This is a genomic window from Kitasatospora sp. NPDC127116, from assembly GCF_042677365.1.
Classification (GTDB): domain Bacteria; phylum Actinomycetota; class Actinomycetes; order Streptomycetales; family Streptomycetaceae; genus Kitasatospora; species Kitasatospora lactacystinica.
Genome location: NZ_JBHXTL010000139.1, coordinates 1 through 24,893, shown reverse-complemented (window position 1 = coordinate 24,893; position 24,893 = coordinate 1). Strand labels below are relative to the sequence as shown.

At 74.5% G+C, this 24,893-nt stretch carries 24 protein-coding genes; 20 read left to right on the top strand and 4 right to left on the bottom strand.

The annotated features are described in order from the left end of the window. Positions 1 to 255: 255 nt before the first annotated feature. Positions 256 to 1,662 (bottom strand): hydrolytic protein, encoded by a 1,407-nt coding sequence (locus ACFVHV_RS36555; protein WP_380357270.1) that lies wholly within the window; start codon positions 1,660 to 1,662, stop codon positions 256 to 258. A 215-nt stretch (positions 1,663 to 1,877) separates the two neighbouring features. On the opposite strand from ACFVHV_RS36555, the gene ACFVHV_RS36550 reads away from it, so the two are divergent. After that, positions 1,878 to 2,615: a LuxR C-terminal-related transcriptional regulator gene (locus ACFVHV_RS36550; RefSeq protein ID WP_359897865.1), complete on the top strand. Its 738-nt coding sequence runs from the start codon at positions 1,878 to 1,880 to the stop codon at positions 2,613 to 2,615. Positions 2,616 to 2,673: 58 nt separating this feature from the next. On the opposite strand, the gene ACFVHV_RS36545 is transcribed toward ACFVHV_RS36550, so the two are convergent. Genes ACFVHV_RS36545 through ACFVHV_RS36535 form a run of 3 tightly spaced genes read right to left on the bottom strand, consistent with a single transcriptional unit; the run spans position 2,674 to position 4,110 of the window. Further along, entirely contained in the window at positions 2,674 to 3,039 is a 366-nt protein-coding gene (locus ACFVHV_RS36545; RefSeq protein WP_359897863.1) for a VOC family protein, read from the bottom strand. Between the two features lie 25 nt (positions 3,040 to 3,064). Beyond that, positions 3,065 to 3,265 carry a DUF397 domain-containing protein gene (locus ACFVHV_RS36540; protein ID WP_380357268.1) on the bottom strand — a complete coding sequence of 67 codons (201 nt, stop codon included), beginning with the start codon at positions 3,263 to 3,265 and terminating at the stop codon, positions 3,065 to 3,067. Then, entirely contained in the window at positions 3,262 to 4,110 is an 849-nt protein-coding gene (locus tag ACFVHV_RS36535; protein ID WP_380357266.1) for a helix-turn-helix transcriptional regulator, read from the bottom strand. Before ACFVHV_RS36535 ends, ACFVHV_RS36540 begins: the two co-directional genes overlap by 4 nt. Before the next feature lie 276 nt (positions 4,111 to 4,386). On the opposite strand from ACFVHV_RS36535, the gene ACFVHV_RS36530 reads away from it, so the two are divergent. The 19 genes from ACFVHV_RS36530 to ACFVHV_RS36440 all read left to right on the top strand — a co-directional run. Beyond that, a complete protein-coding gene (locus ACFVHV_RS36530; RefSeq protein ID WP_380357263.1) occupies positions 4,387 to 4,755 on the top strand; it encodes an ATP-binding protein in 369 nt (122 codons plus the stop codon). Then, entirely contained in the window at positions 4,752 to 5,012 is a 261-nt protein-coding gene (locus ACFVHV_RS36525; protein ID WP_380357261.1) for a hypothetical protein, read from the top strand. The genes ACFVHV_RS36530 and ACFVHV_RS36525 overlap by 4 nt, the downstream gene beginning before the upstream one ends. Continuing rightward, positions 5,000 to 5,170 (top strand): hypothetical protein, encoded by a 171-nt coding sequence (locus ACFVHV_RS36520; RefSeq protein ID WP_380357259.1) that lies wholly within the window; start codon positions 5,000 to 5,002, stop codon positions 5,168 to 5,170. The genes ACFVHV_RS36525 and ACFVHV_RS36520 overlap by 13 nt, the downstream gene beginning before the upstream one ends. Before the next feature lie 709 nt (positions 5,171 to 5,879). Then, a complete protein-coding gene (locus ACFVHV_RS36515; RefSeq protein WP_359897857.1) occupies positions 5,880 to 6,641 on the top strand; it encodes a hypothetical protein in 762 nt (253 codons plus the stop codon). A 54-nt stretch (positions 6,642 to 6,695) separates the two neighbouring features. Beyond that, positions 6,696 to 7,328 (top strand): AAA family ATPase, encoded by a 633-nt coding sequence (locus tag ACFVHV_RS36510; protein WP_359897856.1) that lies wholly within the window; start codon positions 6,696 to 6,698, stop codon positions 7,326 to 7,328. Positions 7,329 to 7,497: 169 nt separating this feature from the next. Then, the gene (locus ACFVHV_RS36505; protein ID WP_380357256.1) at positions 7,498 to 10,776 is read left to right on the top strand and encodes a hypothetical protein; all 3,279 of its coding nucleotides are present in this window, start codon (positions 7,498 to 7,500) and stop codon (positions 10,774 to 10,776) included. Continuing rightward, complete coding sequence (locus ACFVHV_RS36500) at positions 10,773 to 11,522, top strand: DUF4255 domain-containing protein (RefSeq protein WP_380357254.1); 750 nt, start codon at positions 10,773 to 10,775, stop codon at positions 11,520 to 11,522. The genes ACFVHV_RS36505 and ACFVHV_RS36500 overlap by 4 nt, the downstream gene beginning before the upstream one ends. Next, positions 11,519 to 13,723 carry an ATP-binding protein gene (locus tag ACFVHV_RS36495; RefSeq protein WP_380357252.1) on the top strand — a complete coding sequence of 735 codons (2,205 nt, stop codon included), beginning with the start codon at positions 11,519 to 11,521 and terminating at the stop codon, positions 13,721 to 13,723. Before ACFVHV_RS36500 ends, ACFVHV_RS36495 begins: the two co-directional genes overlap by 4 nt. A gap of 211 nt (positions 13,724 to 13,934) precedes the next feature. Further along, positions 13,935 to 15,467, top strand: a complete 1,533-nt coding sequence (locus tag ACFVHV_RS36490) for a phage tail sheath family protein (protein ID WP_359897851.1) — start codon at positions 13,935 to 13,937, stop codon at positions 15,465 to 15,467. Positions 15,468 to 15,539: 72 nt separating this feature from the next. Then, positions 15,540 to 15,980: a phage tail protein gene (locus ACFVHV_RS36485; protein WP_030290301.1), complete on the top strand. Its 441-nt coding sequence runs from the start codon at positions 15,540 to 15,542 to the stop codon at positions 15,978 to 15,980. Continuing rightward, positions 15,977 to 16,459, top strand: coding sequence for a hypothetical protein (locus ACFVHV_RS36480; RefSeq protein ID WP_359897850.1), 483 nt, complete (start codon positions 15,977 to 15,979; stop codon positions 16,457 to 16,459). The genes ACFVHV_RS36485 and ACFVHV_RS36480 overlap by 4 nt, the downstream gene beginning before the upstream one ends. Continuing rightward, positions 16,456 to 16,614, top strand: coding sequence for a DUF6760 family protein (locus ACFVHV_RS36475; RefSeq protein WP_359897849.1), 159 nt, complete (start codon positions 16,456 to 16,458; stop codon positions 16,612 to 16,614). Before ACFVHV_RS36480 ends, ACFVHV_RS36475 begins: the two co-directional genes overlap by 4 nt. 2,969 nt (positions 16,615 to 19,583) lie before the next feature. After that, positions 19,584 to 20,108, top strand: coding sequence for a hypothetical protein (locus tag ACFVHV_RS36470; protein WP_380357247.1), 525 nt, complete (start codon positions 19,584 to 19,586; stop codon positions 20,106 to 20,108). Between the two features lie 144 nt (positions 20,109 to 20,252). After that, on the top strand, positions 20,253 to 20,678 hold the full coding sequence (locus tag ACFVHV_RS36465; protein ID WP_359897847.1) for a phage tail protein: 426 nt from the start codon (positions 20,253 to 20,255) through the stop codon (positions 20,676 to 20,678). 88 nt (positions 20,679 to 20,766) lie between these two features. Then, positions 20,767 to 21,531: a LysM peptidoglycan-binding domain-containing protein gene (locus tag ACFVHV_RS36460; RefSeq protein ID WP_359897846.1), complete on the top strand. Its 765-nt coding sequence runs from the start codon at positions 20,767 to 20,769 to the stop codon at positions 21,529 to 21,531. Further along, positions 21,528 to 23,306, top strand: a complete 1,779-nt coding sequence (locus ACFVHV_RS36455) for a VgrG-related protein (protein WP_380357243.1) — start codon at positions 21,528 to 21,530, stop codon at positions 23,304 to 23,306. The genes ACFVHV_RS36460 and ACFVHV_RS36455 overlap by 4 nt, the downstream gene beginning before the upstream one ends. 112 nt (positions 23,307 to 23,418) lie before the next feature. Further along, on the top strand, positions 23,419 to 23,730 hold the full coding sequence (locus tag ACFVHV_RS36450) for a PAAR domain-containing protein (RefSeq protein ID WP_380357240.1): 312 nt from the start codon (positions 23,419 to 23,421) through the stop codon (positions 23,728 to 23,730). A gap of 2 nt (positions 23,731 to 23,732) precedes the next feature. Continuing rightward, complete coding sequence (locus ACFVHV_RS36445) at positions 23,733 to 24,170, top strand: GPW/gp25 family protein (RefSeq protein ID WP_359897843.1); 438 nt, start codon at positions 23,733 to 23,735, stop codon at positions 24,168 to 24,170. Then, on the top strand, positions 24,170 to 24,893 hold a 724-nt coding region (locus ACFVHV_RS36440; protein WP_380357237.1), incomplete at its 3' end, for a putative baseplate assembly protein. The genes ACFVHV_RS36445 and ACFVHV_RS36440, both read left to right, overlap by 1 nt.

The window sequence follows — 24,893 nt, the reverse complement described above, 5'->3', positions numbered from 1 at the left end:
CCCTGGTTGGGCGGGGACCGGCGTTCGGCTTTTCCCGGGCCGGGGCACCCCGAACCGCCCGTAGGGGAGGCCCGGTTGCCCTCAGGGGCCAGGCCGGTTGCCCTCAAGGGACAGATCAGAGCCGGTTACCGGCGGGTCGGTTTGGTTCGGACGGGTGCACGATGCAACAGTGTCCGTCGGGTATTGACATGGTCACGGGATGTGAGGGGAGATGCGGGGGGAGCGGGAACTCGGAGACGAACGGACCGGAAACGTTCAGTTTCCTTGCCGGATGTCGCTCAGGGTCCCGCTGACGTTGAGGAGTTCGTGGCACGTGGGCGCCTGCTTGCCCGAGGCCGGGGTGCCCGGCACCTCGCAGGTCACGCTCGCGGTCACGGCCTGGTCCTCGGGGACCTGGAGGGGAGTCACCCAGTGGTAGTCCTGGTTGCGGAAGGTCTCCAAGGCGATCGTGGTGATGGTCTTGTTGCCGGCCGTGATGGTCACCAGTCCCTGGTCGCCCTGGAAGTTGGCGACCACGAGGTCGGTGATGTCGAAGACCTTGCCGTGCGGCACCTGGTAACTGCCGGTCGTGGCCGCGCCGTTCTCGGTCACGACGTCGATCGTGGCGGAGCTCTGCTGGCCGGTCCCCGGCACCGCCAGGCCGCCCGGACCCGGACCGCCCTGGCTGCCGGGGCCGGTGGTCGGCTTTCCGGCGCCCGGCTTGGTCTGGCCGCCCGGGGTGCTCCCGTTGGCGGGGCTGCCCGGGGTGTCACCGGCCGGGACGCCGGCGGGCGGGGCCGGAGTGGCGTTCTGCTGGGCGACGGCCTTCTCGGCCGCCTGCTTCGCGGAGCTGCGCACCGCCGGGCGGACCAGGGCGAACCAGGCCAGCAGCAGCGCGATCAGCGCCGCCAGGAGCGCGAGCAGCCACTTCGGGAAGATCGGCAACTGGAGGAACTCGCCGTCCAGGACCGGCTTCTGGACGGGCGTCGGCGCGGTCTCCGGTGCGGCTTCCGGCGCCTTGGCCCCGTCCTTGCCGTCCTTCGCGTCCTTCCCTCCCTTGTCGTCCTTGCCGTCCGCCCGCTCCTCCGGGCCCACCGTCACCTCGAACGGCCAGGTCGCCTGCTTGCCGAACCAGATCAGCTTGCGGGTGCGCGCCTGCACCCGCACCTCCCCGGACTCGCCGGGCTCCAGCCGCAGCTTCTCCGGCGTGACCCGGAACCGCAGGTCCTCACCGGCCTGTCCCGGAGTGAACGTCACACCGGTGGGAGCGTTGCCGAGGTTGCGCACCGAGGCCCGGTAGCGCCCGCGCAGCCAGCCGCGGCGACGGCGCGGGGCCAGCGCGGCCTGCAGCTCCTGGAACGGCGTCACGGTGACCGTGGCCTCCGGCACCGTCACCAGGTCGGGGCGCTCGACCGGCAGCACCCGGATGCCGAGCGGGAACTCGCCGGCCCGGGTGGCGGGGGAGCGCGGCGGAGCCAGCCGGACCGTCACCGTCTCGGAGGTCCCCGGGTACAGCGACACCCGGGCCGGCTCCACCTTCGTCCAGCCGGCGCAGTCGCCGACCACCTCGAACGTGTAAGCCTCAACGATGTCAAGATCGTTGCGTACCGTCAGGGTCGTGGTGGCCACGCCACCGGGGGCCACCGTCAATGCTGGCAGGCCGAGTTCGGCGGATGTGGTCATAGCGTGACGGTAGGGCCGTACCGCTCCGGAGAAGAGGGCCGTACGGGCAAGCTGGGGGCCACACCCCTTGCCCGTACGGACCGACCGGAGACCCCGCCCGGTCCCGTCGCGGGCCCGGCCCGGCTCCGCGTGACCCGCACCCAAGCCCCCGGCCGTCACCGCTTCGCGGTGCCCGGCCGTCACCCTCGCAGGCACTTGCAGAATGGAGCAGTTCGATGACGTCGACCGATACAACCCGTGAGGAAGTCGTCACAGCCCGCCGGACCACGGTGGCATCGAAGCCCGCCGGCGCCACCGTCCCGCGCGTACCCGCCCAACTGCGCGGCAGGCCGAGCCAGGTGCGGGTGGCGGTCTACGCGGAGGACCTCATCCTGCAGACCGGCGTGGTCCAACAGCTGCGCCAGCGGCCCGAGGTGGAGCTGCTGAGCGAGAGCGAGGCCGGGCAGGCCGAGGTCTCCCTGCTGGTGGTGGACTCGTTGACGGAGACGGTGACCGAGCACCTGCGGCGGCTGCGGCTCGCCACCACCGGCCGGATAGGCCTGGTGGTGGGGCACTTCGAGGCCGGCGGGCTGCAGACCATCGTGGAGAACGGGGTCGCCGCCGTGCTGCGCCGCTCCGAGGCCGACCAGGACCGGCTGGTGCACCTGATCACGGCCCTCGCCAACGGCGAAGGCGTGATGCCCGGCGACCTGCTGGGAGAGCTGCTCGACCGGATCGGGATCCTCCAGCGCACCATGCTGGACGGGCGGGGCCTGACCCTCTCGACCTTAACCGCGCGGGAGGCGGAGATGCTGAAGCTGGTGGCGGAGGGCTTCGACACCAGCGAGATCGCCGCCAAGACCTCGTACTCCGAGCGGACGGTGAAGAACGTGCTGCACGAGATCATCACCCGCCTGGGCCTGCGCAACCGGGCCCACGCCGTCGGGTACGCGATGCGGCGCGGCCTGATCTGATGGCCGCGGTGCCTCGCCCGGCCTGCTGGGCGGGCGAGGCACCGAGTGGAGCGGGGCCCTACTGAGGGGACATGACCTCGTAGAGGTTCCCGGCGTCATCCGTGAAGTACAGGCCGCGAGGGCACAACGGGTGGTCGATCCGACCATTGCCGGGCTCGCGGGGGTCGTTGCCGTAGGGCACGCCGGCCTCGCGGAGCCGGGCGAGGATCCCGTCGAAGGAGGACGGGTCCACGTCGAAGGCCAGGTGATGGCCGGCCGGGTTCTCGACGGTCATGAAGTCCAGGGTGAGGGAGTCGTTGACCCGCACCGGCGCGAAGTGCCGGTCGGCGCCCTGGTAGTCGAGGCCCATGACGGAGGCGAAGAATCGTGCTGACGCCTCGTTGTCGACGGCCGGAACGATGGTGTGGTTCAGGGATATGGGCATGTGAGCTTGTCTCTCTCTTCGGTGATCAGAGCAGCCCGAAGTCGAATTCCCCGGTGGCGAGGGCGGCGATGAAGGAGGAGTGGGCCGCGCGGTCGAAGGCCAGAGCGGGGCCGGAAGGGTCCTTCGAGTCGCGGATGTAGGAGACCGGCCCGCCGGGGATGGCAACCTCGACGCAGTTCTCGTCTCCGCCGCTGTAGCTGGACTTCTTGAAGGTCGGCTGGGTCACTTGATCCTGTCTCTCTGTGCGGTGATGAAGGCGAGCGAGGAGTCGACGGACATGGCTTCTGCTGTGATCTCCTGGAAGTTCGACCTGCAGAGCTCCACGTCGGTTGGGTCCTCGACCCACAAGGAGCTCATCATTCCTTCGACCAGGACGACGTCGAGGTCCTTCCGCTGCGGGAACCCCATGAGCGTGAACGCTCCGTACATTCCCGGGTGGACTGCCGCGCCGATCGGCATGACCTGGATGTTGACGTTGGACAGACCGCTGAGGGTCAGCAGCCTCTCCAGCTGAGGGACCATGATCTCGGGGCGGTTCGTGTTCGAGCAGAGGGCCGCCTCATGGATGACGGCCCATACCTGCACGGGGTTCGGGCGCGTGAGGATGGATTGGCGCGCCATTCGGACCTGGACCAGGTCCTCGACGGTCCCACCAGACCGGTTGCGCAGGCGCTCGATGATGATGCGCGCGTATTCGGGGGTCTGGAAGAGACCAGGAATGAAGGCGGGCTCGTATGTCCGGTAGGTAGTGGCGTCGGCTTCCAGAAGGATCAGGTCGTTCGCTGTGGCGTTGATGACGTCGCGATAGCTCAGCCACCAGCCGCGCTTGCTTCCGTCCTTCGTGATGGCGATCAATCCGGCTCGATAGTCCTCGTCGTCGCATCCGTAGTAGTCGAGGAGCTTGATGACGTCCTCGATCTTGGCTGCGGTGTGGGCGGTCTCGATCCGAGTGAGCTTGGGCTGGCTCATCCCGGTGGCTTCCGCGACCACCTCGGCGGTGAGCTTCCGTTCCTCACGGAGCTTCCGCAGTTCGCCGCCGAGCCTTCGCCGGCGAACGGTCGAGACTGCCATGGTGTCCCCTCCTGAGCTGTCAGTTGACCAGTTTGCCCGCGTGATGGGCGCCAGCGCTACCAACAACTGGCCGTCAAGGCAGCCGAATTCAGGTTCGATTTGCATATATGCGAACTCTGATAGCGGAGTTGCGCTGTGCATCGCATAGGCCCCATGCTGAGCGTAGCGGGTCATGTGCGCTGCGTATGCATCGGCCTGTGACCTCGCCTTTCCTCGGGCGTATCTGCCGGGGTCTGGCGACGAATGATCCACTTCACCCCCCACGGAGGTTCCTTCGTGTCTCCCCTTGGACTCCCCCCTGACTGGTCGGCCGCGCGCGAGGAGTTGCGCGAGGCCACGGCGCGCGCCGGGTGGAAGCCCGACCTGGTCGCCGATGCCGAACTCGCACTCCTCGAACTGTTCGTCAACGCCTGGCGCCACGGCGGCAGTGCGGCGCCGCTCGTCGTCATCGCGGTGCTCGACCACGTCCTCCGGGTCTCCGTCAGTGACGGGAGCCCCATCGTCCCGATCCAGCGCGACGGCTCCGACCTGCTCGGGGTCTCCGGCCGGGGCCTGCGCCTCGTCCGTTCCCTCACCGACCGCTTCGGTACGGAGCCCCGGAAGTCCGGGAAGTCCTGCTGGTTCGAGCTGGACGCCGCCGCGTGACCGCCGACCACCGCCGCCCGACCGGGCCGGCCGACGCGATCATGCGGACCTACACCGAGCCCGAGGTCGCCTCGTTGCTCGACGAACTCCACTCCCGCGGCCGCAAGTTCGGTCTGATCTGGCCCGCCCTGGCCACGGACCGGGTGGTCGACGGCCGCGTCCTGGTCCGCTTCGGCGCCGCTCCGGCCAGCACCGTCCTCAACCTCCTCGCGATCCTCCGCCACTACGACAAGGCCGAGGCCCCGTGCGACTCCTGATCGACCTCGTCCTTCCTCTCCTCCTGCTCCTCGCCATCGCCGTCGTGGGCCTCGGTGCGGTCGCGGTCCTGCGGATGCCCCACCGCCCGGACCCCATCGCGACCCCCGCCCCCGCCGCCGACCGGGACCGCAACGAGGACCGCCAACCCGTGGCCTGAAGCCCCACCCCGCCCACGCCGCCCGGCCGGACCCGCCGGGCGGCGGAGGCATGCGCGGGAAGTCGACCCCGCCGACTTCCTGCGCAGCAGACTTCTCAATGCTCTTGCCAAGGCCGTCAGACGCACCTCGGCCTTCAGCCGGGGGGTGGCCGGGCCGGGTCGGAGGCCGAGATCGGCACCGGGTTCCCCGAGGACTGCGAGGCAGTCGTCGACGCCTACGCCCCGACGCAGATCAACGGGCACTTCTGTCTCTCGCATCCGGCCACCGAGCGCTGGAACCTCGGGAGGAAGATCCGCGAGACCTCCCAGCCCTGGGCGGATCCGGAGGAGAAGATCCGCGTCGTGCTCGACCTGCCCGAGGTCCGGTTCGGGACGAAGGACGGCCGATGTCACCCGATGACCGCCCCGCGCCGATCTGCGGCCCGGACCGCGGCAGGTGAGCGACGCGAGCGCTTCGCCTGTTCGAGACCGCCGCCGCGTTCACCGATTTCCTGCTGCGCCGCTTCGAGCGGGTGGACCGCCCGCCGTTCATCGACCACTGCCGGGCCGGGGAAGGCCGCCTGGTACCACCGGAGCGCGGTGGGCAACCGGCCCGGATCGGAAGCGGGGTGGGAGGAGGCAATCCTGGGCTGGTCAGGCCGACCGGCGGACCGGTAACGTAGTGATCTTCGCCACGGGCAGGTCGGCGGAGTCCTGAAGGCGAACGCCGATGACCGACGTGTACGTCCGACGTGCGGAGCTGCGCCTCGACGCGGCCCTGGAGGGCCTCGCTCTCGTCCTCCGCGGGGCGACCGCGCGCCCGGAGGAGCACAACTGCGAGTGCCATTGGGGCAGTGCCGAAGAGCTCGCCCTCCTCAAGGTGCCGGGCGTGCGACTCGATCCCGACCTCCTCCGGCGGACCTGGCAGGCCCCCGACTGGAGCGACCACGGCTCGGTGCTCCGCCGTGTCCTGCCTCAGCTCGCGCGCGCCGTCGTCGACAGCCGGTCCGAGTCGTCCCGGTACCAGGACGAGATCGGTCTCTCGCTGGCCCGCGGGCGCTGGCAGGAGTGGCCCCGGGAGCAGGCCGCGGCAGTGCGGGAGTTCCTGCACGCGTTCTGGGCCCACAGCCTCGTCACTCCCGACCCCCTCGCGTACGCGCGCGGGACCCTCGTCCTGTGCGTCGAGGCGTCCGGCGAACTGAGCCCCTGGCTCGACGTCTGGGAGGCGCTGGAGCATCCGACGGCCGACCGGAACCTCGCGGAGGCCGTCGACGCGTGGGACTACGACCTGCTCGTCGACCAGCTCCCCTGGAGCACCTGGCACGACAAGGACGCCATGGTGGCCGTGCTCACCGCCTGGCTCACCCGGCACGCCCCCGCCCGGCTGAGGGCGCACAACGCACCGGAGGACCTGCTTCACCGTCTGAGACTGATCGGCCTCACCGGGCCCGACCGCTGGGACGATCCGCATTGGCCCCACTACAGCTACTGACCATGGGCCGGCTCTCCCGGGCGGAGCGCTCCCGGGCGGAGCTAGGGTCTCCGCATGCTCCTGTGGATCAACGGCCCGTTCGGCGCCGGCAAGACTCAGACCGCGCACGAGATCCGGTGGCGCCTTCCCGGCAGTGTCGTCTGCGACCCCGAGCACGTGGGTTTCGGCCTGCACCGGATGATGCCGCCGTCGATGCGCGGGGACTTCCAGGATCTTCCCGCCTGGCGGCAAGGTGTCGTCGACGTGCTGGACCGAGTCCTCACCGATCACGACGGTGTGGTGATCGCACCGATGACGGTCGTGGAGCCGGTGTACTTCCGGGAGACCGTCGGCCGGTTGCGGGAACGCGGCCATGACGTCCGCCACTTCACCTTGCTGGCCGAGCGCGCCACGGTGCTGCGACGGCTGCGTGAGCGCGGTTTCGGGCACGTGGTGCAGTTCGTCGCCGGGAAGGACGCCCCGCTGCGCCGGGAGAGTTTCGCCGTGTCGAAGCTGGACCTGTGCCTGGAGCGTTTGCGCGAGGAGGAGTTCGCCCAGCACGTGTGGACCGACCGGCTGACGGTCGCCCAGGTGGCCGACCGCATCGCCGCCGCTTCGGGGCTGACGCTCGCTCCGAACACCGAGGGCGTTCTCCGGGGGCGCGTCCGCCGGGCCTGGACAGGGGTCCGGCACATCCGGTTCGACTGAACTGTGGCGGCGGAGGGGCGCACGGGAAGTCGGCCCGGCCGACTTCTCACGCGAGGTGCGGGCCGGCTGCCCTTCGGGGACACCGGTTGTTTCCCCCGCCGAGGGTGCCCGGGCTCTCCCGCGGCGCGCCCTCGGCGGGGAGACTGCGGGCAGACCGCCCCTGCAACCTGTGAGGTCGAGCGTGATCGGCGCCACCGCCACCCCCCGCTCCGTCCGGCGGCCGGCCCGGGCCGCCGTCGCGGTGCTGCTCGCGCTCGCGGCGGCCCTGGCGACCCTGGCCGGCGCCGCCCCCGGGGGGAAGGTCACCGCCGCCCCGGTGGCCGCGGTCGACCCGGCGGCCGGGCGGATCGTCTTCGCCGGCACCAACCACCGCGGCCTCGGCAAGGTGACCGGCGCGGAGTCCAGCACCCCGCTGTTCGGGCCCGGACCGGTCCACTTCGACCAGGACCCGTCGGCCCGCGGCGACGAACTGGTCTTCACCAGCCTGCGGGACGGCCCGCTGCCCCAGGTGTACCTGCGCGACGCGTCCGGCGCGGTGCGCCGGCTCACCACCGGCATGGACACCGCGCATCCCGCGCTGGCCCCGGACGGCAAGGGCGTCGTCTTCGAGTCGCTGGAGCCCCGCGCCGGAGGCGGCAGTCCCCAGAAGGTCCTGTGGGCGGTCGGCCGGGACGGCAGCGGACTGCGCCGGATCACCGACGGCGCGGCCGACGAGACCCACCCGACGGTCTCGCCGGACGGCAAGTGGATCGCGTACTCCTGCGCCGGCGAACCGGATCACCGGCAGATCTACCTGCGGCCGTTCGAGGGCGGCGCCCCGGTCAAGGTCACCAACGTGACCAGCGGGGACGCGGTCGACCCGACCTGGAACCCGCTGAACGACGACGCCCACCGCAACGAGATCGTCTACACCTGGGACCAGGGCGCCCAGGGCCGGACCCTGATGCTCACCTCGCCCACCGGCGGCGACAAGGCCTTCTTCCCCGGCACCGGCTCCACCTGGAAGACCGGCTCCGCCGCCTGGATGGCCGACGGCACCGGTGTGCTCTTCCTCAGCGCCGACCTGCTCGACCCCAACAACCCCAGCCCGCAGCCCGACCCGTCCCAGCCGCCGGTGGTGAACCTCTACCGCGCGCTCACCTGCAACTGCGACGCGCCCCGACTGCTCTACCGCGCCAACCGGCTGATCGCCGCACCGGCCTGGCTGGGCACCCAGAACGAGGGCGGCCCCGTCGTCGAGCAGACCAGCGCCGCCGGCGCCAACGTCGCCGACGTCCAGGACGTCCGCCCCGACGGGGGCGACCCGCGCGACCTCGGCATCAGCGTGCTCCGGGAGGACCCGGCCGCCGGCAGCAACACCAGCACCGACCCCGGCGCCGACCCGCTGTTCCACCCCCGTCCCGGCTTCGACCCGTGGTTCGAGCGCCAGACCTACACGCCCGACGGCCGGCAGATCGTGGTGACCCGCTACGAGGACGGCCCCGCCGGACGGATCCAGCGGATCTGGCTCGCCGACGCCGACGGGGCGAACCCGCAGCCGATGAACCTCGCCGGGCGCGGCCCGAACGACCGGGACACCGACCCGTCGATCTCCCCGGACGGCAGGCTGATCGTGTTCAGCCGCAGCGCCCCGGCCAGCGGCGACCAGCCGGCCCGGCCCGGGCGGGTCCTGATCGCCGAGATGGCCACGGGGCGGATCGTCGGCACCGTGCAGCCGCCGGCCGGTCAGCGCGGCGCCTCCGACGGCCAGCCGTTCTGGTCCCCCGACGGCAAGCTGATCGCCTTCTCCCGGACGGCGGTGGTCAACGAGAACGCCGGCAACCTGCACGTCTGGACCGTCGCCGCCGACGACCTCACCCGGCAGACCGACCTCAGCCGGACGGCCTGCCCGGGCAACTGCAACGTCATCGACGACAGTCCCGCCTTCGCCCCCGACGGCCGCCGCATCGCCTTCAACCGCAAGGCCGGTGACGGCGGGAACAACCAGCAGGACGGGGTGGTGGTCACCACGCCGACCGGCGAGGGCTGCACGGTGGTCGTGCCCACCGGGCTCGGCCAGGGCGCCTGCACCCGGCCGCTGCCCGACCGCCCCACCACCGGGCCCTTCCAGCCCCGCGACGTCGCCTGGACGGCGAACAGCGCCCAGCTGGTGCTGACCTCCCGCCGCGCCGCGCCGCCGAGCTCACCGGAGGGGCTCAAGGTCTACGACTTCGCGACCGCCCAGCTCACCGAGCTCGACTGGCGGCTGCCGGGGCGCCAGAAGGAGCCGGCCGTCCAGCAGTCCGTCGACCTGGCGGTCAGCGTGCCCGAGCGGACCCCGGCCGTCCCCGTCGACGGCAGCACCGAGGTGACCGTCACCGTCACCAACAAGGGCCCCGCGCCCTCGCCCGGCACCGCCCTCACCGTCTCGGTGCCGACCGGCGCCCGGCTCGACAGGCTGACCACCCCGACCGGATCGTGCGACGCCGCCGCGCTGCGCTGCGAACTCGGCACCCTGACCCCGCGCCAGGTGGTCCGGATCAAGGCCACCCTGACCGGCACCCGGCCCGGCGTCCCGGACTTCGGCTGGAGCGTCACCGGGACGGTCGTCGACCCGAACCCCGACGACGACTTCGCCCGGACCTTCCTTCCGGTGCTGGAGCCGCCGACCCCGTCACCGACCCCCACCCCGTCGCCGACCGCCTCGCCGAGCCCGACCCCGAGCCCGACACCCACGCCCAGCCCGACCGCCACGCCCAGCCCGACACCCACACCCACCTCCACCCCCGCACCGCCGCCGCCCCCGGCACCCGCCCCGCCGCCCCAGGCCGGCCCCGCGGTCGCGGTCGACGCCCAGCCGAACCCCGGCTACGTCGGCGGCCACGTGACCGTCAGCTACACGGTGCGCAACACCGGCCAGGCCCTCGCCACCGGCCTGCGCCTGACCCTCGGCCTGCCCGCCGGAGTGCCCACCGAGGCCCTGCCCCCCGGCTGCCGGAACGGCACCTGCACGGTGAGCGACCTGGCCCCGGGCCGCAGCGCGGTGGTCCGGGTGGTGCTCTCGCCCGTGGCGGCGCTGGACACCACCATCACCGCGGAACTGACCACCACCGGCACCGACGCCACCCCGGGACCGCACCGGGCGAGCACCCCGCTGCGCATCCTCCAGCCCCGCATCGTCGCGGTGCCGCCGATCGGCAAGCCCGGCTTCGTGACCTCGGTGCGCGGCGTGGACTTCCCGCCCGGCGCGCCGGTCCGGTTCACCTGGAAGCCCGGCCTCACCGCCGCGGCCGCGCCCACCCGCCCGAAGGGCGACGGGACCTTCGCCGGCCAGCTGCTCATCCTCCCCAAGGACGAGACCGGCCCGCGCACCATCACCGCCGAGGGCCCCGGATTCTCGCCGGTGACCTGCCCCTTCCTGGTGGTGGAGGGCAGCATCGGCCCGCCCGGGGAGGTGGAGCGGCGGTGATCCACGAGGTCGACGAGGCGCTGCGACAGCTGCTTGCCGAGACCGGTCTGCCCGAGCGCGGGATCGACGTGGTCTTCGACGCGCCCACCCGGGACTTCGCTGCCCGGCGCAACGCGCCCACGGTCAGCGTCTACCTGTACGGGCTGCGCGAGGACACCGGCCGCCGGCAGGCCGGCGCCGTCGCGGAGTACGACGCGGACGGCCTGGTGACGGGCCACCGCCCCGCGCCCCGCTGGTTCGAGCTGGCCTACCTGGTCACCGCCTGGACCAACCGGCCGCAGGACGAACACCGGCTGCTGGCCGAGGTGCTGCAGTGCCTGACCGCCACCGACACGCTGCCCGCCCGGCTGCTCACCGGCACGCTCGCCGAGCTCGGACTGACCGTCGGGCTGGACATCGCGGGGCGCGACACCGGTCTGCCGTCGGTGTCCGACGTCTGGTCCTCGCTCGGCGGGGAGCTGCGGCCCTCGGTCGACCTCCGGGTGCTCGCCCCGCTGCCCGGCGGGCGCAGCCCGGCCGGGCCGCCGGTCACCGAGGGGCTGGTGCTGCACGCCGGAGACATCACCACCGTCGGGGACACCGCCAACGCCGGGGACACCACCGCCCCGGCCGGCCCGCCGCCCGCCGACGGCCCGGGCCGCCGGCTGCGCTACCAGGGCGCCGGGGACCCCGGGCCGGACGGCTTCGCCGCGCCCCGGGAACGCGGGCTGCCGCCCGGCCGCCGGGCCCGGGGCAGGGCGCGATGAGCCTCGACCTCGACCGGGCCCCGGAGGCCGCCTCGGCGGCCGACGGCGCAGCGCCCGGTCCGACCCACGACGGGCCGTCAGGACCGGACGACGGCGCACCGTTCGGTCCGGCCCCCGACCAGCTCTGGGAGCGGCTGCACCGGGTCGAACGGCGGGTCCGCGCCGCGGTGCGCGAGCGCCGGGCCGACGACCCGGACCCGGACGACCCGTACCGCGGCCAGTACCTCGGCCCGGAGGCGGTGGAGCGCATCCTGGCGGCCTCCGCCGCGGTGCACCGGAGCGCCCCGGACCCCGGCGACGGCCCGGCGCCGCCGCCCGGCTCCCGGCTCGGGCGGCTCAGCGCCGCCTTCGGGCTGCTCCCGGTCGACCTCGACCTGCTGCTGGTGGCGCTCGCCCCGGACCTCGACCCCCGCTTCGAGCAGCTCTACGGCTACCTCAACGACGACCTGACCCGCCGCCGGGCGACCATCGGCCTGGCCCTCGACCTGTGCGGACTGCCCGGGGCGGGCGCCGGCCGCTTCCGGTTCTCCGTCCGGGCCCCGCTGATCGCCGGCGGCCTGCTGGAGATCACCGAGCCGGACCGCCCGCTGCTCTCCCGCACCCTGCGCGTCCCGGACCGGGTGACGGCCCATCTGCTCGGCGACGACGAGCCGGACGGCACCCTCGCCGGGCTGGCCCGCCGGGCCGGGCCCGGGCGCCGCTCCCACCGGCCCCTCGAACAGCTGCGCGTCCTGGCCGCGGACGGCGGCCTGGTGCACCTGCTGGACCGGGGCGGGCACGCCGGCCCGCTCGCGGTGGCCGCCCTCGCGGCCGACGGCCCGCCGCCCCTGGTGGTCGACGCCGCCGCGCTCGCCGCCCGCCCGCCGGAGGCCACCGTACGGGTGCTCGCCCGTGAGGCGCGGCTGGGCGGGGGAGGCGTGGTGCTCGGACCGCTGGACCGGTTCGAACCCGAACGGCCCGAGCGGGCCGCGCTGCTGCGCGAGCTGTGCGCGGAACTCGCCGGTGTCCCGCTGGTGGTGCACGGCCCGCAGGTCTGGGACCCGGTCTGGGCGGCGCGGAGCCCGGTGGTGCTCACCGTCCCGCCGCCGGACGCGCGCGACCGGGCCGGGCAGTGGGCCCGCGCGCTGGGTGCGGAGCCGGGTGCTTCGGAGCCGCGTGGGGAGTCGGGCGAGGGGCCGGGCCAGGAACCGGGCGAGGAGTTGCCGGAGGAGCTGGCCGAGGCGGTGGCCGCCTACCGGCTGGACCAGGAGCAGCTGGCCCGCGCCGCCTCGGTCGCGGCCCGGACGGCGGCCGCCGAGCGGCGCCCGGTCCGGGCCGAGGACCTGCGCACGGCGGTACGGGCGCAGAACGCCGCCGGACTGGCCCGGCTCGCCCGCCGGATCGAGCCCGCGGTCGGCTGGTCCGACCTCGTCCTGCCCGCCCCCACCGCGGGCCGGCTGCGCGAGCTCGTGCTGCGCGCCCGGCACCGCGACCAGGTGCTCGGGCAGTGGCGGATGCGCCCGGGCGGCGGCCGGGGCAACGGCGTGATCGCCCTGTTCGCCGGGGAGTCCGGCACCGGCAAGACGATGTCGGCCGAGGTGGTCGCCGCCGAACTCGGCATGGAGCTGTACGTGGTGGACCTCTCCACCGTGGTGGACAAGTACATCGGCGAGACCGAGAAGAACCTGGAACGGATCTTCACCGAGGCCGCGCAGGTGAACGGCGTCCTGCTGTTCGACGAGGCGGACGCGCTGTTCGGCAAGCGCTCGGAGGTCAAGGACTCCCGGGACCGCCACGCCAACGTGGAGACGGCCTACCTGCTCCAGCGGATGGAGTCCTTCGACGGGATCGCCGTGCTGACGTCCAATCTGCGGGCGAACCTCGACGAGGCGTTCACCCGGCGGCTGGACGTCATCGCCGAGTTCCCGCTGCCGGACGTGGCGCAGCGTCGCCTGCTCTGGGACCGCTGCCTGGGGCCGCTGGTGCCCCGCGGCGACGATCTCGACCTGGACTTCTGCGCCCGGAACTTCGAGCTCACCGGCGGCTCCATCCGGGCCTGCGCGGTCTCCGCGGCGTATCTGGCCGCCGGGACGGGCGCTCCGCTGGGGATGGCGCAGCTGGTCTCCGCGGTGGTCGGCGAGTACCGCAAGCTCGGCCGGCTGGTGCTGGCGAGCGAGTTCGGGCCGTGGCTGGGCGCGCTCGGGGACACCGGGCACGGCTGACCGCCCCCGGGGCGGCGGGGGCGGCGCGGACGGTCGGCGGGGGCAGCCCGGGACGTCCGGGGCGCCTGCGCGGACGTCCGGCGGTGTCCGCCGGGGGCAGCGGTTCCTGCCCCCGGTCCGGGACCCGCGGACATGTTTCCGGGTGACGTCCGGGCAGCAGACTCGGGGGCGAATGACCGGCGCAAATGCTTGACCAGCCGAAGGAGCGCGTATGCCGTCGTACCTCACCCCGGGCGTGTACGTGGAGGAGGTCCAGTCCGGTGCCCGGCCGATCGAGGGCGTCGGCACGGCCGTCGCCGCGTTCGTCGGCTTCGCCGAGACCGGGCCCTTCCACGAGCCCACACTGGTGACCAACTGGGACCAGTACGTCCAGCGGTTCGGCGGCTTCACCGAGGGCACCTACCTGGCGCACTCGGTGTACGGCTTCTTCGCCAACGGCGGCGGCTCCGCCTACGTGGTGCGGGTCGGCGACCCGGCCCGGCAGGCGCCCGGCGCCGCCCCCGCCGTCACCGCGGCCCCGCCCGTCGAGATCGCCGGGTTCCTCTTCTCCGCCCGGCCGGGCGCGGGCGCCGAGGTGTCCGTCGAGGTCGCCGACCCGGAGGGGGAGAACGTCCCCGAGGACCGCTTCCGGCTGCTGGTGCGCCGGGGCACGGAGGTCGCCGAGACCTACGACGTCTCGACCCGCAAGAGCACCAAGGGCTACGTCGTCACCCAGCTGCGCGAGTCGAAGCTGGTCGCCGTCGCCGAACAGCCCGGCACCGCGCCGAGCCGCCCCGAGCGCCGCACCCACGCCCTGGCCGCCGCGCCCGCGCCGGCCGCGGCCCCGGTGGGCCGGCTCGACCCCGCCGAGTACGTCGGCGACGCCGCCGCCCGGACCGGCTTCGGCGGCCTGGAGGCGATCGACGAGATCACCATGGTCGCGGTGCCCGACCTGATGAGCGCCTACCAGCGCGGCGACCTCGACGACGAGGGCCTGCGCACCGTCCAGCTGGCGGTGATGTCGCACTGCGAGCAGATGGGCGACCGGATCGCCGTCCTGGACCCGCCGCCCGGCCTCAACGCCCAGCGGATGCGCACCTGGCGCAACGACGAGGCGGGCTTCGACTCCCGCTACGCCGCGCTCTACTACCCGTGGATCAAGGTGTTCGACCCGGCGAGCGGCCGCAACGTGCTGGTCCCGCCGAGCGGGCACGTCGCCGGGGTGTGGGCGCGCAGCGACGCCGAGCGCGGTGTGCACAAGGCGCCCGCCAACGAGGTCATCCGCGGCGCGGTGGACCTGGAGCTGCGCCTGAGCAAGGGCGAGCAGGACCTGCTGAACCCGATCGGCGTCAACTGCGTCCGGGCCTTCCCCGGGCGCGGCATCCGGATCTGGGGCGCGCGCACCCTCTCCTCCGACCCGGCGTGGCGCTACCTGAACGTGCGCAGGCTCTTCAACTACCTGGAGGAGTCGATCCTCCTGGGGACCCAGTGGGTGGTCTTCGAACCCAACGACGACCGGCTGTGGTCCAGCATCCGCCGGAACATCACCGCGTTCCTCACCGAGGAGTGGCGGCGCGGGGCCCTGTTCGGGCAGACCGCGGCCGAGGCCTTCTACGTCAAGTGCGACCGCGACAACAACCCGCCGGAGTCCATCGACCTCGGCCAGGTGATCTGCGAGATCGGCGTCTCCCCGGTGAAGCCCGCCGAGTTCGTGGTGTTCCGGCTGTCCCAGTTCTCCGACAGCACGAGCCTCGTCAACGAGTGACCGGCCCGGTCGGCACCACACCCCTCGGCGCCACTCCTCGGCACCCCTCGCATCGGAAGGTGACACAAACCCATGGCTGAAGGCGATCCGCTCTCCACACATATCTTCGGCGTTCAACTCGGCGGCTACAACGTTGAGTCCGTCAAGGAGATCAGCAACCTGACGGTCGAACAGGACGTCGTCGAGTACAAGCAGGTGACCCAAGAGGGCAAACTGATCGTCCGCAAGCAGCCCGGCGCCCGGCTCCCCGGCGAGGTGACCATCACCCGCGGCCTGGACAAGAGCGGCGCGTTCACGGACTGGATCAAGGAGACCCTCAACAACGGGGCGATCAACACCGCGCGGCAGAACCTCACCATCGAGGTCAAGGACACCACCGGTGCCACCCTGCGGCGCATCCAGCTGACCAACGCCTGGGCGAGCCGCTGGGAGGGCCCCACCCTCAGCGCCGGCGAGTCCAGCGCCGCCACCGAGACCGTGACCATCGTGTTCGAGGAGATCTCGGTCGAGTGAGGCGGAAGATCGGCCTGGAGGAGCTGCTGGAACGGGCTCCGGCCCCGCAGAACACCGCGCCGCCGCAGCAGGCCCCGGCGGCAGCGGCGGCGCAGCCCCGGGCGCGGGCGCCGCACACCGAGTTCGAGTTCGAGCTGCCGCTCGGCTACGTCGACGACGAGGGCACCGTGCACCGGCACGGTGCCATGCGCCTGGCCACCGCTCGCGACGAGCTCATGCCGCAGATCGACCTGCGGGTCAAGGAGAACCCGGCGTACCTCAGCGTGGTGCTGCTCAGCCACGTGATCACCAGGCTGGGCGACATCACCGATGTGCACGCCGGGGTCGTCGAGCGGATGTACGCCACCGACGTGGCCTTCCTCCAGGACCTCTACCAGCGGATCAACAGCGAAGGCCACACGCGCGCCGCGGTGACCTGCCCGCACTGCGACGGCGCCTTCGAGGTCGACCTCGCCGGTGGGCGCCTGGGGGAATCGTGACGTACGCGCCTGCTCGGCTGTACGAGGAGATCGCGTACATCGCCTTCCACTTCCACTGGCAGCGGGAGGACATCCTCGACCTGACCCACCGTGAACGCGGGCAGTGGGTCAGGGAGATCGCGCGGCTCAACACCCGCATCAGCGAAGGCGGGTGAGCCGGGTGGGGCTTCGGGACTGGATCGGCCGCCGCAGGGGCGGCGAGGGCGTTGCTAACGGTGCCGCCTCCGGTGCCGCCTCCGGCGACACGGAGGCGGCCCGGGGCACGGGCGAGGCCGCTCGGCGGCGCCCGGCGGCCGGGGACGGCGGCTGGCGCGCGGTCGCGCCGCTGGTCCCGACCCTGGCCGGGGCGGCCCACGGCGTCAGCGACGGCCTGAGGTTCCGCTCCCGGCTCACCGCCTGGCAGGACCCCTCGCTCTGCGGTCCGCTCGGCCACGCGGTCCTGCCGACCGCCCCGGTCGGCATCCTGCGGGCGGTGGCGAGGCCGGGCGCCCCGGCCCCCGTCCGCACGGGCGGGGACGAGCTGGTCGTGCCGGTCATGCCGGTCGTCCCGAGCGAGGCCGGTGCCGAAGAGGCGCCGGAGAACGGGCAGTCCGGCGCGGCGCGGCCGGCGCGTCAGGCGCGTCCGGTCCAGCGGTCCGTCCGGCTGCGACGGCTTCCGGTGCGGTCCGGGCCGCGCCCGGCCCGCGCGGGCGGGGCCGACCCGCGCGAGGCGGCCGAGCGCGCCGACGGCGGTGCGCCGAGGCCCGCAGCGGCGACACCCGGCACGGCGGCGCCCGGTGCGTCCGTACCCGGAGGGTCGAAGTCCGCTGCGGTGAGGGGAAGTTCACCGAAGCCCGAAGGGCCGCAGGCCGCCAGTGGCCCGCTCGGTGCGGCGACGCCCGAAGCGGCCGCCGCCTCCCCGCGCCCGAACGACTCGGCGGTCCGGGCCGACCGGCCGGTGCGGCCGCGTCCCGTCGGGGCCCCGCTGGTCGTGGCGCGGCGGCCCGGCCTGCTGACCGCGCGCCCCGTGGCGGCCGTCCCGGGGCAGGTCAGGGCGCCGGCCGCCGTCACCGAACCGGCGAGCCGGGGTGCGGGCGCGCCGCGGCCCGCGGCGACGACGGAAGAGACGGCCGAGGGCCCGCGCCGCCCGTCCGCGAGCGGCGGAGCCGCCGAACGACCGGGGCCCGGCCCGGCCGACAACCCCGCGCCCACGCGGCGCGGGCCGGCCGACAACCCTGCGCCCACACCGAACGGGCCGACCGGCGGCACCCCCGTCCAGCGCGCCGCCGCACCCGCCCGCCCGGTTCTCGGCGCGCCGCTGACCGCGCTGCCCGCGAACGCCACACCTCTGGCCGTCGACAGCCCCCGGGCCTCCGGTGCCGGCCCGGCCGGGCCGGCCGGGCCGGCCGGGCCGGCCATGCCCGTCGTTCCCGCCGACGCGGGGTCCACCCACGCTGGCACGGGCGGCTCGGCTGATGGCCGGCCGGCCGGAGGCGGGGGCGGAGGCGGGGGCCGGGACGTCGCCGGCGCCGCCCGACGCACCGCCACGGCCGGCGAGCCCGCCCGCCCGGCATCCGCTCGCCCGGCACCCTCCGGCCCCGAGCACGGGTCCGCCGGGGGCGCGCCCGTCCAGCGCGCCCTGCCCGGGGCCGGTACGTCCGCACCGTCCTCGACGCCGTCCCCCGACCGGGCCGCACCGCTCCCGCCCGACCCGACCCCCGCCCGTACGCGCGGGGGCCTGGGCGCGCCGCTCGACGCGCTGCCGCCGACGGCGGCCGTGGCCGGGGGCACCGCTCCGCTGCTCGGCGGGCGCCGACCGGTCCGGCGGATCGCGGCCCCGGCGACGGGTGACGCGGCCTCTGCCGCCGCCCCCGCCGCAGCCTCTGCCCCTGCCTCGCCGGTGGCCGGTGAGGGGCTGCCCGTGCAGCGCGCCACCCGGAGCCCCGGCGACGGCCCGGCCGAGGCGACGTCCGCCGTCCGGAGCGGTGATGACGGGCGATCGGCCGGTCCGGCCGTCCCGCCCGGCCGGAGCATCCCTGCCACCCCGACCGTCCCGACCATCCCCGCCGGCCCGAGTACTCCGACCGCCGGTGGCCGCAGCGCGCACGCCGGTGCGGATCGCGGTCTTCGTGGACCGGCGGCCGGACGCCCGGCGCCCTCCGACGCCCAGCAGGGGACGACGGGTGCCTCCGCCGCGTCGCCGTCCGGCGGCGGCCCGGAGCGGCGGCCGGGAGCCGCCGCGCAGCCGACCGGTCCCGGGACGCGCCCGGCGGGCGCCCCGCTCGGCGGCGGCAACGGTCCGGTGGTGCCCGTGACGGTTCCGGCGCGCCGGTCCTCCGGCGGCCTGGGCGTGCAGCGAGCCGTTCGACTCATCGGTCAGCGGCGCGGGCTGCTCGGCGACCGCCGGATGACGGTCGCCCTCGCCACTCCGCCGGCACCCTTCGCGCCCGTTGCCGCCGCTCCCTCCGGCGGAGGCGCCGGGTCGGCGCCGACGCCACCCGTGGTCCGGGCCGCCTGGCCCAACGCGCTCGTGTCCCGTCCGGACGGCGAGGCGCCGGCCGCGCCGGTTGCACCGGCCGCTGCCGCTCCGCGCCGTTCGGGTGCGCAGGCGCGGCGCTCGCCGGGCACCGGCTCCGGAGGCGGCGGTGCCGCAGCCGGGGAGTCGGCCCCCCGCGCGGAGCGCCCCTCCACCCCGGGGGCGGCCGTGCCGCGCGGGGTCGTGGCCGCGGTGCAACGGGTGTTCTCCCGGCGCCCGTCGGCACGGCCGGTCCGACGGACGGCGGCCGGGCACCCGACCGTCGTCGATCACCCGTCAGCGGCCGGAGGCCCGGCGGCACCTGCCGCCGTCCCGGCCGCGCCCGCACCGGCGGGCCCACCGCGCGTCCTGCCCGGTCAGCCCCGTGCGGCAGTCCTGAACCCCGGTGTCCCGGCGGCGCCGCGGCGGTCCGGCGCCACGAGCGCGGGCCTCCCGGCCGTGCAGCGGTCCGCCACGCCGAGGTCCGGTGGGCACGCGAACCCCGGCGCCCCCGGTTCGCCGTCCGCCGCGGCGAGCGCCCCGCGCCCGCCGGTCGTCCGGCTCAGGCCGGTGGCGGCCCCGTCGGTCCAGCGCCTGTCGGCCACGCCCCGGCCTCCGCAGCCGTCCCGGATGCAGCCGCCCGCCGTCGCGGGCCCGGCGGGAACGAGCCGGGCACCGGGCCCGCAGCCCGCCACCGCACTCGCGCCCGCGCCCGCGTCCGTCCCCACGTCCGCGCCCGCGCTCGTCGTGGCCCGGGCCCTGCCCGCCGGGCACGCCACCGGCGCCCCGTCCGCCCCGTCGGCCCTGGCTGCCTCGCCCGCGCCGTCCGCACCGCCGTCGCCCGCCACGGCCCGGCTGTTGCAGCGGGTGGCCGAGCAGACCGGCCTGACGGGGGTGCCGATGACCGCCGTGCCCGCGCGCACACCCACCACGGTGCAGCTCGCCGGGCCGGCCCGAACCGCCACCCCCGGTACCCCGCCCGCCGCGAGCACCCCCGGCAAGGCCCCCGCCGGACCGGGCGCCGAGCGGCGCGCCGACCCCGCCGACCTCGACGAACTGGCCCGCCGCCTGGTCGAACCTGTCGGCCGGCTGCTGCGCACCGAGTTGCGCAGGGGCCGGGAGCGCAGCGGCAAACCGTACGACATGCGCCGCTGAGCCCGGCCCGGACCGGAGGCCGGACCGCGCGCCGGCCCGCGGAACGGCCGACGCGGGCCGGGGCCGCGGACCAGAGCGTGGACCAGGCGGACGGCCGGCAGCAGGCCGCAGCAGCGACGTGACCGGAAGCAAGGAGCAGAAGCGATGACCGACAACATCTTCGCGTCCAGTGTGTTCTTCAGCCTGACCATCGGCGGCAACGACCTGGGCGACTTCACCACCTGCTCGGGACTCGGCGCCCAGGTCGAGATCGAGCAGTACGCGGAGGGTGGCAACAACGGCTTCGCCTGGCAGCTGCCGGGCCGCATCACCTGGTCGAACATCACGCTGACCCGCGCGGTCACCGCCGACACCACGAAGATCGCCCGCTGGCTGTCCGAGATCGTCCGCAAGGTCGAGCCGAAGGACGGCGAGATCGTGGCGCTGCGGCCCGACCTGAGCCGGATCGTCGGCTGGCAGGTGCTCGGGATCGTCCCGGTGCGCTGGGAGGGGCCGTCCTTCGATCCCGCCAACTCCCAGGCGGCGATGGAGACCCTGGAGATCGCCCACGCGGGCCTGCGCCCCTCCTGACCCCCGCACACCCGGCTCACCGGGCCGGCCCGGCCCACCCGATCCACGGAACCCACCCCACAGCCCGACCCACGGAAGGAGCACCAGGATGTCCCCGGCGGTCCCCGCCAGCGTCACCCGGGCCCAACTGACCATCATGGAGCCGCCGTCCACGGTCGGCGCCCAGCCCGGCGGCACGCTCGCGCAGCTCCGGCTCCAGTTCAACCCGGCGACCCTGGTGCTGAGCAAGACCACCGAGTGGCGGCGCACCCCGTCCCGGATGGCGGGCGAGTCCGCGCTGCCCGAGTTCGTCGGCAGCGGTCCGCGCTCGCTCTCCCTCGACGTGTTCCTGGACTCCACCGCGACCCACGACAACTCGGTGGAGCGGGCGGTGGAGCAGCTGATGACGGCGTGCGTGCCCACCCCGGCCAGCCTGGCGCGCAAGACGCCGGCCAGCCCGTGGATCCGGCTGGACTGGGGCACCCTGAAGACCACGTCGTTCAACGGGGTGCTGACCGGCCTCTCGGTCACCTACTCGCTCTTCGACGTCGACGGGAAGCCGCTGCGGGCGGTCTGCTCGCTGACCATCGACGAGGCGAGCGTCGACCCGGCCGGACAGAACCCGACCTCCGGCTCGCCGGAGGCCCGCAGCACCCACCGGGTGATCGCCGGCGACAGCCTGCCGATGCTCGCCTGGCGGGCCTACGGGGACGCCACCGCCTGGCGCGCCATCGCGGAGGCCAACGACATCGACGATCCGCTGGCGCTGGTCCCCGGCGCGGAGCTGATCGTGCCGGGCATCGAGGAACTCACCCAGAGCCACACCCAGAGCCACACCCGGAACCAGGAACCCACCCAGGGCGGACGGCCATGACCACTCCCGAGGCCCGCGGCGGCCGCTCCTTCGCCGCCGACCCCGTCGTCGAGGCGCCGGGCCCGCTGCCGCCGATCTGGGTGACCCAACTGGTCTCCTGCGACATCGAGGAGAGCGTCGGCCTGCCCGACACCGCGGTGCTGTCCTTCCGGGACGCCGACCACACCTTCCTCTCCGCCACCGGGATCACCATCGGCACCCCGCTGAAGGTGTCCGTGGTCACCGTGCAGGGCAACACCCGGGCGCGGCTGTTCACCGGCGAGGTGACCGCGCTGGAGCTGGAGGTGGACACCACCGGCTCGTACACCGTGGTGCGGGCCTCGGCGGTCACCCACCGGCTGATGCGCGGGCGCCGGGTGAAGGCCTTCCGGAACATGACCACCGCCGATATCGTCCGCCAGGTCGCCTCGGGCGCGGGACTGACCTGCGGCAAGGTCGACTCCTTCCCCGTCGTCCACCAGCAGCTCTCGCAGGCGAACGTCCCGGACTGGGAGTTCCTCCAGTTCCTGGCCCAGGAGAGCGGCGCCCAGGTGCGGGTGGACGACGACGGGAGGCTGGAGTTCGTCCGGCCCGACCCCGCCTCCGGCGCACCGGCCCCCTCCACCCCCGCGCCGCAGAACCCGCTGGTGCTGGAGTACGGCCGCAACCTGCTGGAGCTGCGCGGCGTGCTGACCGGCGCCGGAGGAGCGGACACGGTCGAGGCGCGCGGCTGGAACGTCACCACCAAGAGCGCCCTGGTCGCCACCGAGCCGGCGGTGACCTCCCGCACCGTGCAGCCGGGGATGAGCCCCTCGGTGGTGGCCTCCGCCTTCCCCGGCCAGTCCCGGCTGACCGTCGCCGACACCCCGTACCGCACCCAGGCGGAGACCGCCTCGGCGGCCCGGTCGCTGGCCGCCTCGGTGGCGGCCGGCTTCGGCGAGCTGGAGGTGGTCGCCGAGGGCAACCCGCGGCTGCGGGCGGGCACCGCGGTCGCGCTGGGCAACGTCGGCGCCGCCTTCTCCGGCCGCTACACCGCCACCGGGGTGCGCCACCTGCTCGAACCGTTCCGCGGCTACCGCACCACCGTCGTGGTCAGCGCCGCGCCCGACCGCTCGCTGGCCGGGCTGACCAGTGGAGGCAACGCCCCGCCGCGCGGGCCCCGGATGCCCGGACTGGCCGTCGCCGTGGTCACCGACGTCCGGGAGCCGGGCGGCGGGCAGCGCGGCTGGGTGAAGCTCAAGTTCCCCTGGCTGGACGACACCTACGTCTCCGACTGGGTGCGCACCGTGCAGTGGGGCGGCGCCGGGGGCGGCGGCGTGGTCAGCCCCGAGGTCAACGACGAGGTGCTGGTCGGCTTCGAGCAGGGCGACCTGGACAGCCCGTACGTGCTGGGCGGGCTCTACAACGGCGTGGACCGGCCCTCCCCGCACGACGTTCCGCTGGTCGACGGGGCCTCCGGCAAGGTCAACCGCCGCTCGGTGGTGTCCCGTTCGGGCCACCGGATGGAGCTGCTGGACGTGCCGGGCGGCAAGTCCGGCGTCCACCTGGCCAGCGGCGACGGGAAGTTGGAGGTCAGCCTGGACCAGCAGCGCGGCGAGATCGTGCTGACCGTCCACGGCCTCGGCGGCGCGGCCGGCAGCACGGTACGGCTCTCCTCCTCCGGCATCACCCTGGACGCGGGCACCGGCGCGGTGAACGTGCGCGGCGGATCGGTCACCGTCCGGGGCACGACGTCGGTCACCGTGGACGGTGGCGCCGAGGCGGTGCTCAAGGGGGCCTTCGTCCGGATCAACTGAGCCGCCGATCGACCGGCGACAGACCGGCGATCGACTGACGGAACGTCAAGAACCGATGGCAGTATGGCGAGTGCCCGCGAACACCGGGCACCGCAGGAAACGGAGACCGCAGATGCCCCCCGCAGCCCGGACCGGCGACATGACCGACCACGGCGGCGCCCTCACCACCCCGCCGCCGGGCGCCCTCAAGGTGGCGACCGTGCTGATCGGCGGCCGCCCCGCCGCCGTCGTCGGCACCGTCCACGCCTGCGTCGTCCCCCCGCACCTGGCGCTGGGCCCCGGCAACCTGGTGCTGCCCTCCCCGGGCGCGGTGACCAGGGGAGTGGTGCTGATCGGCGGCCTGCCCGCGGCCCGCATGGGCGACAGGACCACCTGCGGCGCCACCGTCACCACCGGCGCGTTCAACGTGCTGATCGGGGGCTGAGCATGAGTGGCAGCTTCATAGGGCGCGGCTGGGCCTTCCCGCTGCGGGTGAACGCCACCGGCGGCATCGCCATGGTGGAGCGCGACCGGGAGCTCGCGGAGGCGATCCGGCTGATCCTCGGCACCGCCCCGGGGGAGCGGCCGATGCGCCCCGAGTTCGGCTGCGGCATCCACGAGTACGTCTTCGCCCCGGGCGACAGCACCACCGCCGGGCGGATCGCCCGCGAGGTGCGCATCGCCCTGGAGCGCTGGGAGCCGCGGATCGAGGTCGACGACGTGGTGATCGCCTTCGACAGCGCCGAGGAGGGCACCCTCTACATCGACGTCCACTACACCGTGCGGGCCACCAACGACCGCCGCAACCTGGTGTTCCCCTTCTACACCATCCCGGAGCACCCGGGCGCGGACGCCCTCGACACGGTCGGCGGGGGTGTGCGCTGATGGCCCTGCCCTCCCCGAACCTGGACGACCGCCGCTTCCAGCAACTCGTCGACGAGGCCAAGCGCTACGTCCAGCAGCGCGCCCCGGAGTGGACCGACCACAACGTCTCCGACCCGGGCGTCACCCTGATCGAGACCTTCGCCTACCTGGTGGACCAGCTGCTCTACCGGCTGAACCGGGTCCCGGAGAAGAACTACGCGGCCTTCCTCGACCTGCTCGGCATCCGGCTCTTCCCGCCCGCCGCGGCCCGGGCCGAGGTCGACTTCTGGCTCTCCGCCCCGCAGTCCGAGACGGTCCTGCTGCGGGCCGGCACCGAAGTCTCCACGCTGCGCACCGAGACCGACGACGCGGTGGTCTTCTCCACCGCCGAGGACCTGCCGATCGTCCCCAGCTCGCTGGAGCGGCTGGTCACCGTCTCCGCGTCCGGCGAGCAGTCCGACGGCACGGCCCGGCTGGCCGACGGCGCGGACGTGCCCTGCTTCCAGCCGCGCCCGGCGGCCGGGGACGCCATGCTCTTCGCCCTGCCCGCCGTCGTGCCGCGCTGCATCCTGATCGTCCGGCTGGACAGCCGGGTGGAGGGCGTCGGCGTCGACCCGCGCCAGCCGCCGCTGGCCTGGGAGGTCTGGGACGGCGCGCGCTGGATCGCCTGCGAGACCGGCAGCGACACCACCGGCGGCCTCAACCGGCCCGGCGAGGTGGTCGTCTTCGTGCCCGCCGGGCACC

Bases quoted from the DNA above. Each gene is read 5' to 3' on its own strand.
- ACFVHV_RS36550 (WP_359897865.1), top strand. From the start codon at position 1,878: ATGACGTCGACCGATACAACCCGTGAGGAAGTCGTCACAGCCCGCCGG.
- ACFVHV_RS36455 (WP_380357243.1), top strand. From the start codon at position 21,528: ATGACCACTCCCGAGGCCCGCGGCGGCCGCTCCTTCGCCGCCGACCCC.
- ACFVHV_RS36545 (WP_359897863.1), bottom strand. From the start codon at position 3,039: ATGCCCATATCCCTGAACCACACCATCGTTCCGGCCGTCGACAACGAG.
- ACFVHV_RS36465 (WP_359897847.1), top strand. From the start codon at position 20,253: ATGACCGACAACATCTTCGCGTCCAGTGTGTTCTTCAGCCTGACCATC.
- ACFVHV_RS36450 (WP_380357240.1), top strand. From the start codon at position 23,419: ATGCCCCCCGCAGCCCGGACCGGCGACATGACCGACCACGGCGGCGCC.
- ACFVHV_RS36555 (WP_380357270.1), bottom strand. From the start codon at position 1,662: ATGACCACATCCGCCGAACTCGGCCTGCCAGCATTGACGGTGGCCCCC.
- ACFVHV_RS36490 (WP_359897851.1), top strand. From the start codon at position 13,935: ATGCCGTCGTACCTCACCCCGGGCGTGTACGTGGAGGAGGTCCAGTCC.
- ACFVHV_RS36470 (WP_380357247.1), top strand. From the start codon at position 19,584: ATGCAGCCGCCCGCCGTCGCGGGCCCGGCGGGAACGAGCCGGGCACCG.
- ACFVHV_RS36460 (WP_359897846.1), top strand. From the start codon at position 20,767: ATGTCCCCGGCGGTCCCCGCCAGCGTCACCCGGGCCCAACTGACCATC.
- ACFVHV_RS36495 (WP_380357252.1), top strand. From the start codon at position 11,519: ATGAGCCTCGACCTCGACCGGGCCCCGGAGGCCGCCTCGGCGGCCGAC.
- ACFVHV_RS36510 (WP_359897856.1), top strand. From the start codon at position 6,696: ATGCTCCTGTGGATCAACGGCCCGTTCGGCGCCGGCAAGACTCAGACC.
- ACFVHV_RS36515 (WP_359897857.1), top strand. From the start codon at position 5,880: ATGACCGACGTGTACGTCCGACGTGCGGAGCTGCGCCTCGACGCGGCC.
- ACFVHV_RS36535 (WP_380357266.1), bottom strand. From the start codon at position 4,110: ATGGCAGTCTCGACCGTTCGCCGGCGAAGGCTCGGCGGCGAACTGCGG.
- ACFVHV_RS36445 (WP_359897843.1), top strand. From the start codon at position 23,733: ATGAGTGGCAGCTTCATAGGGCGCGGCTGGGCCTTCCCGCTGCGGGTG.
- ACFVHV_RS36485 (WP_030290301.1), top strand. From the start codon at position 15,540: ATGGCTGAAGGCGATCCGCTCTCCACACATATCTTCGGCGTTCAACTC.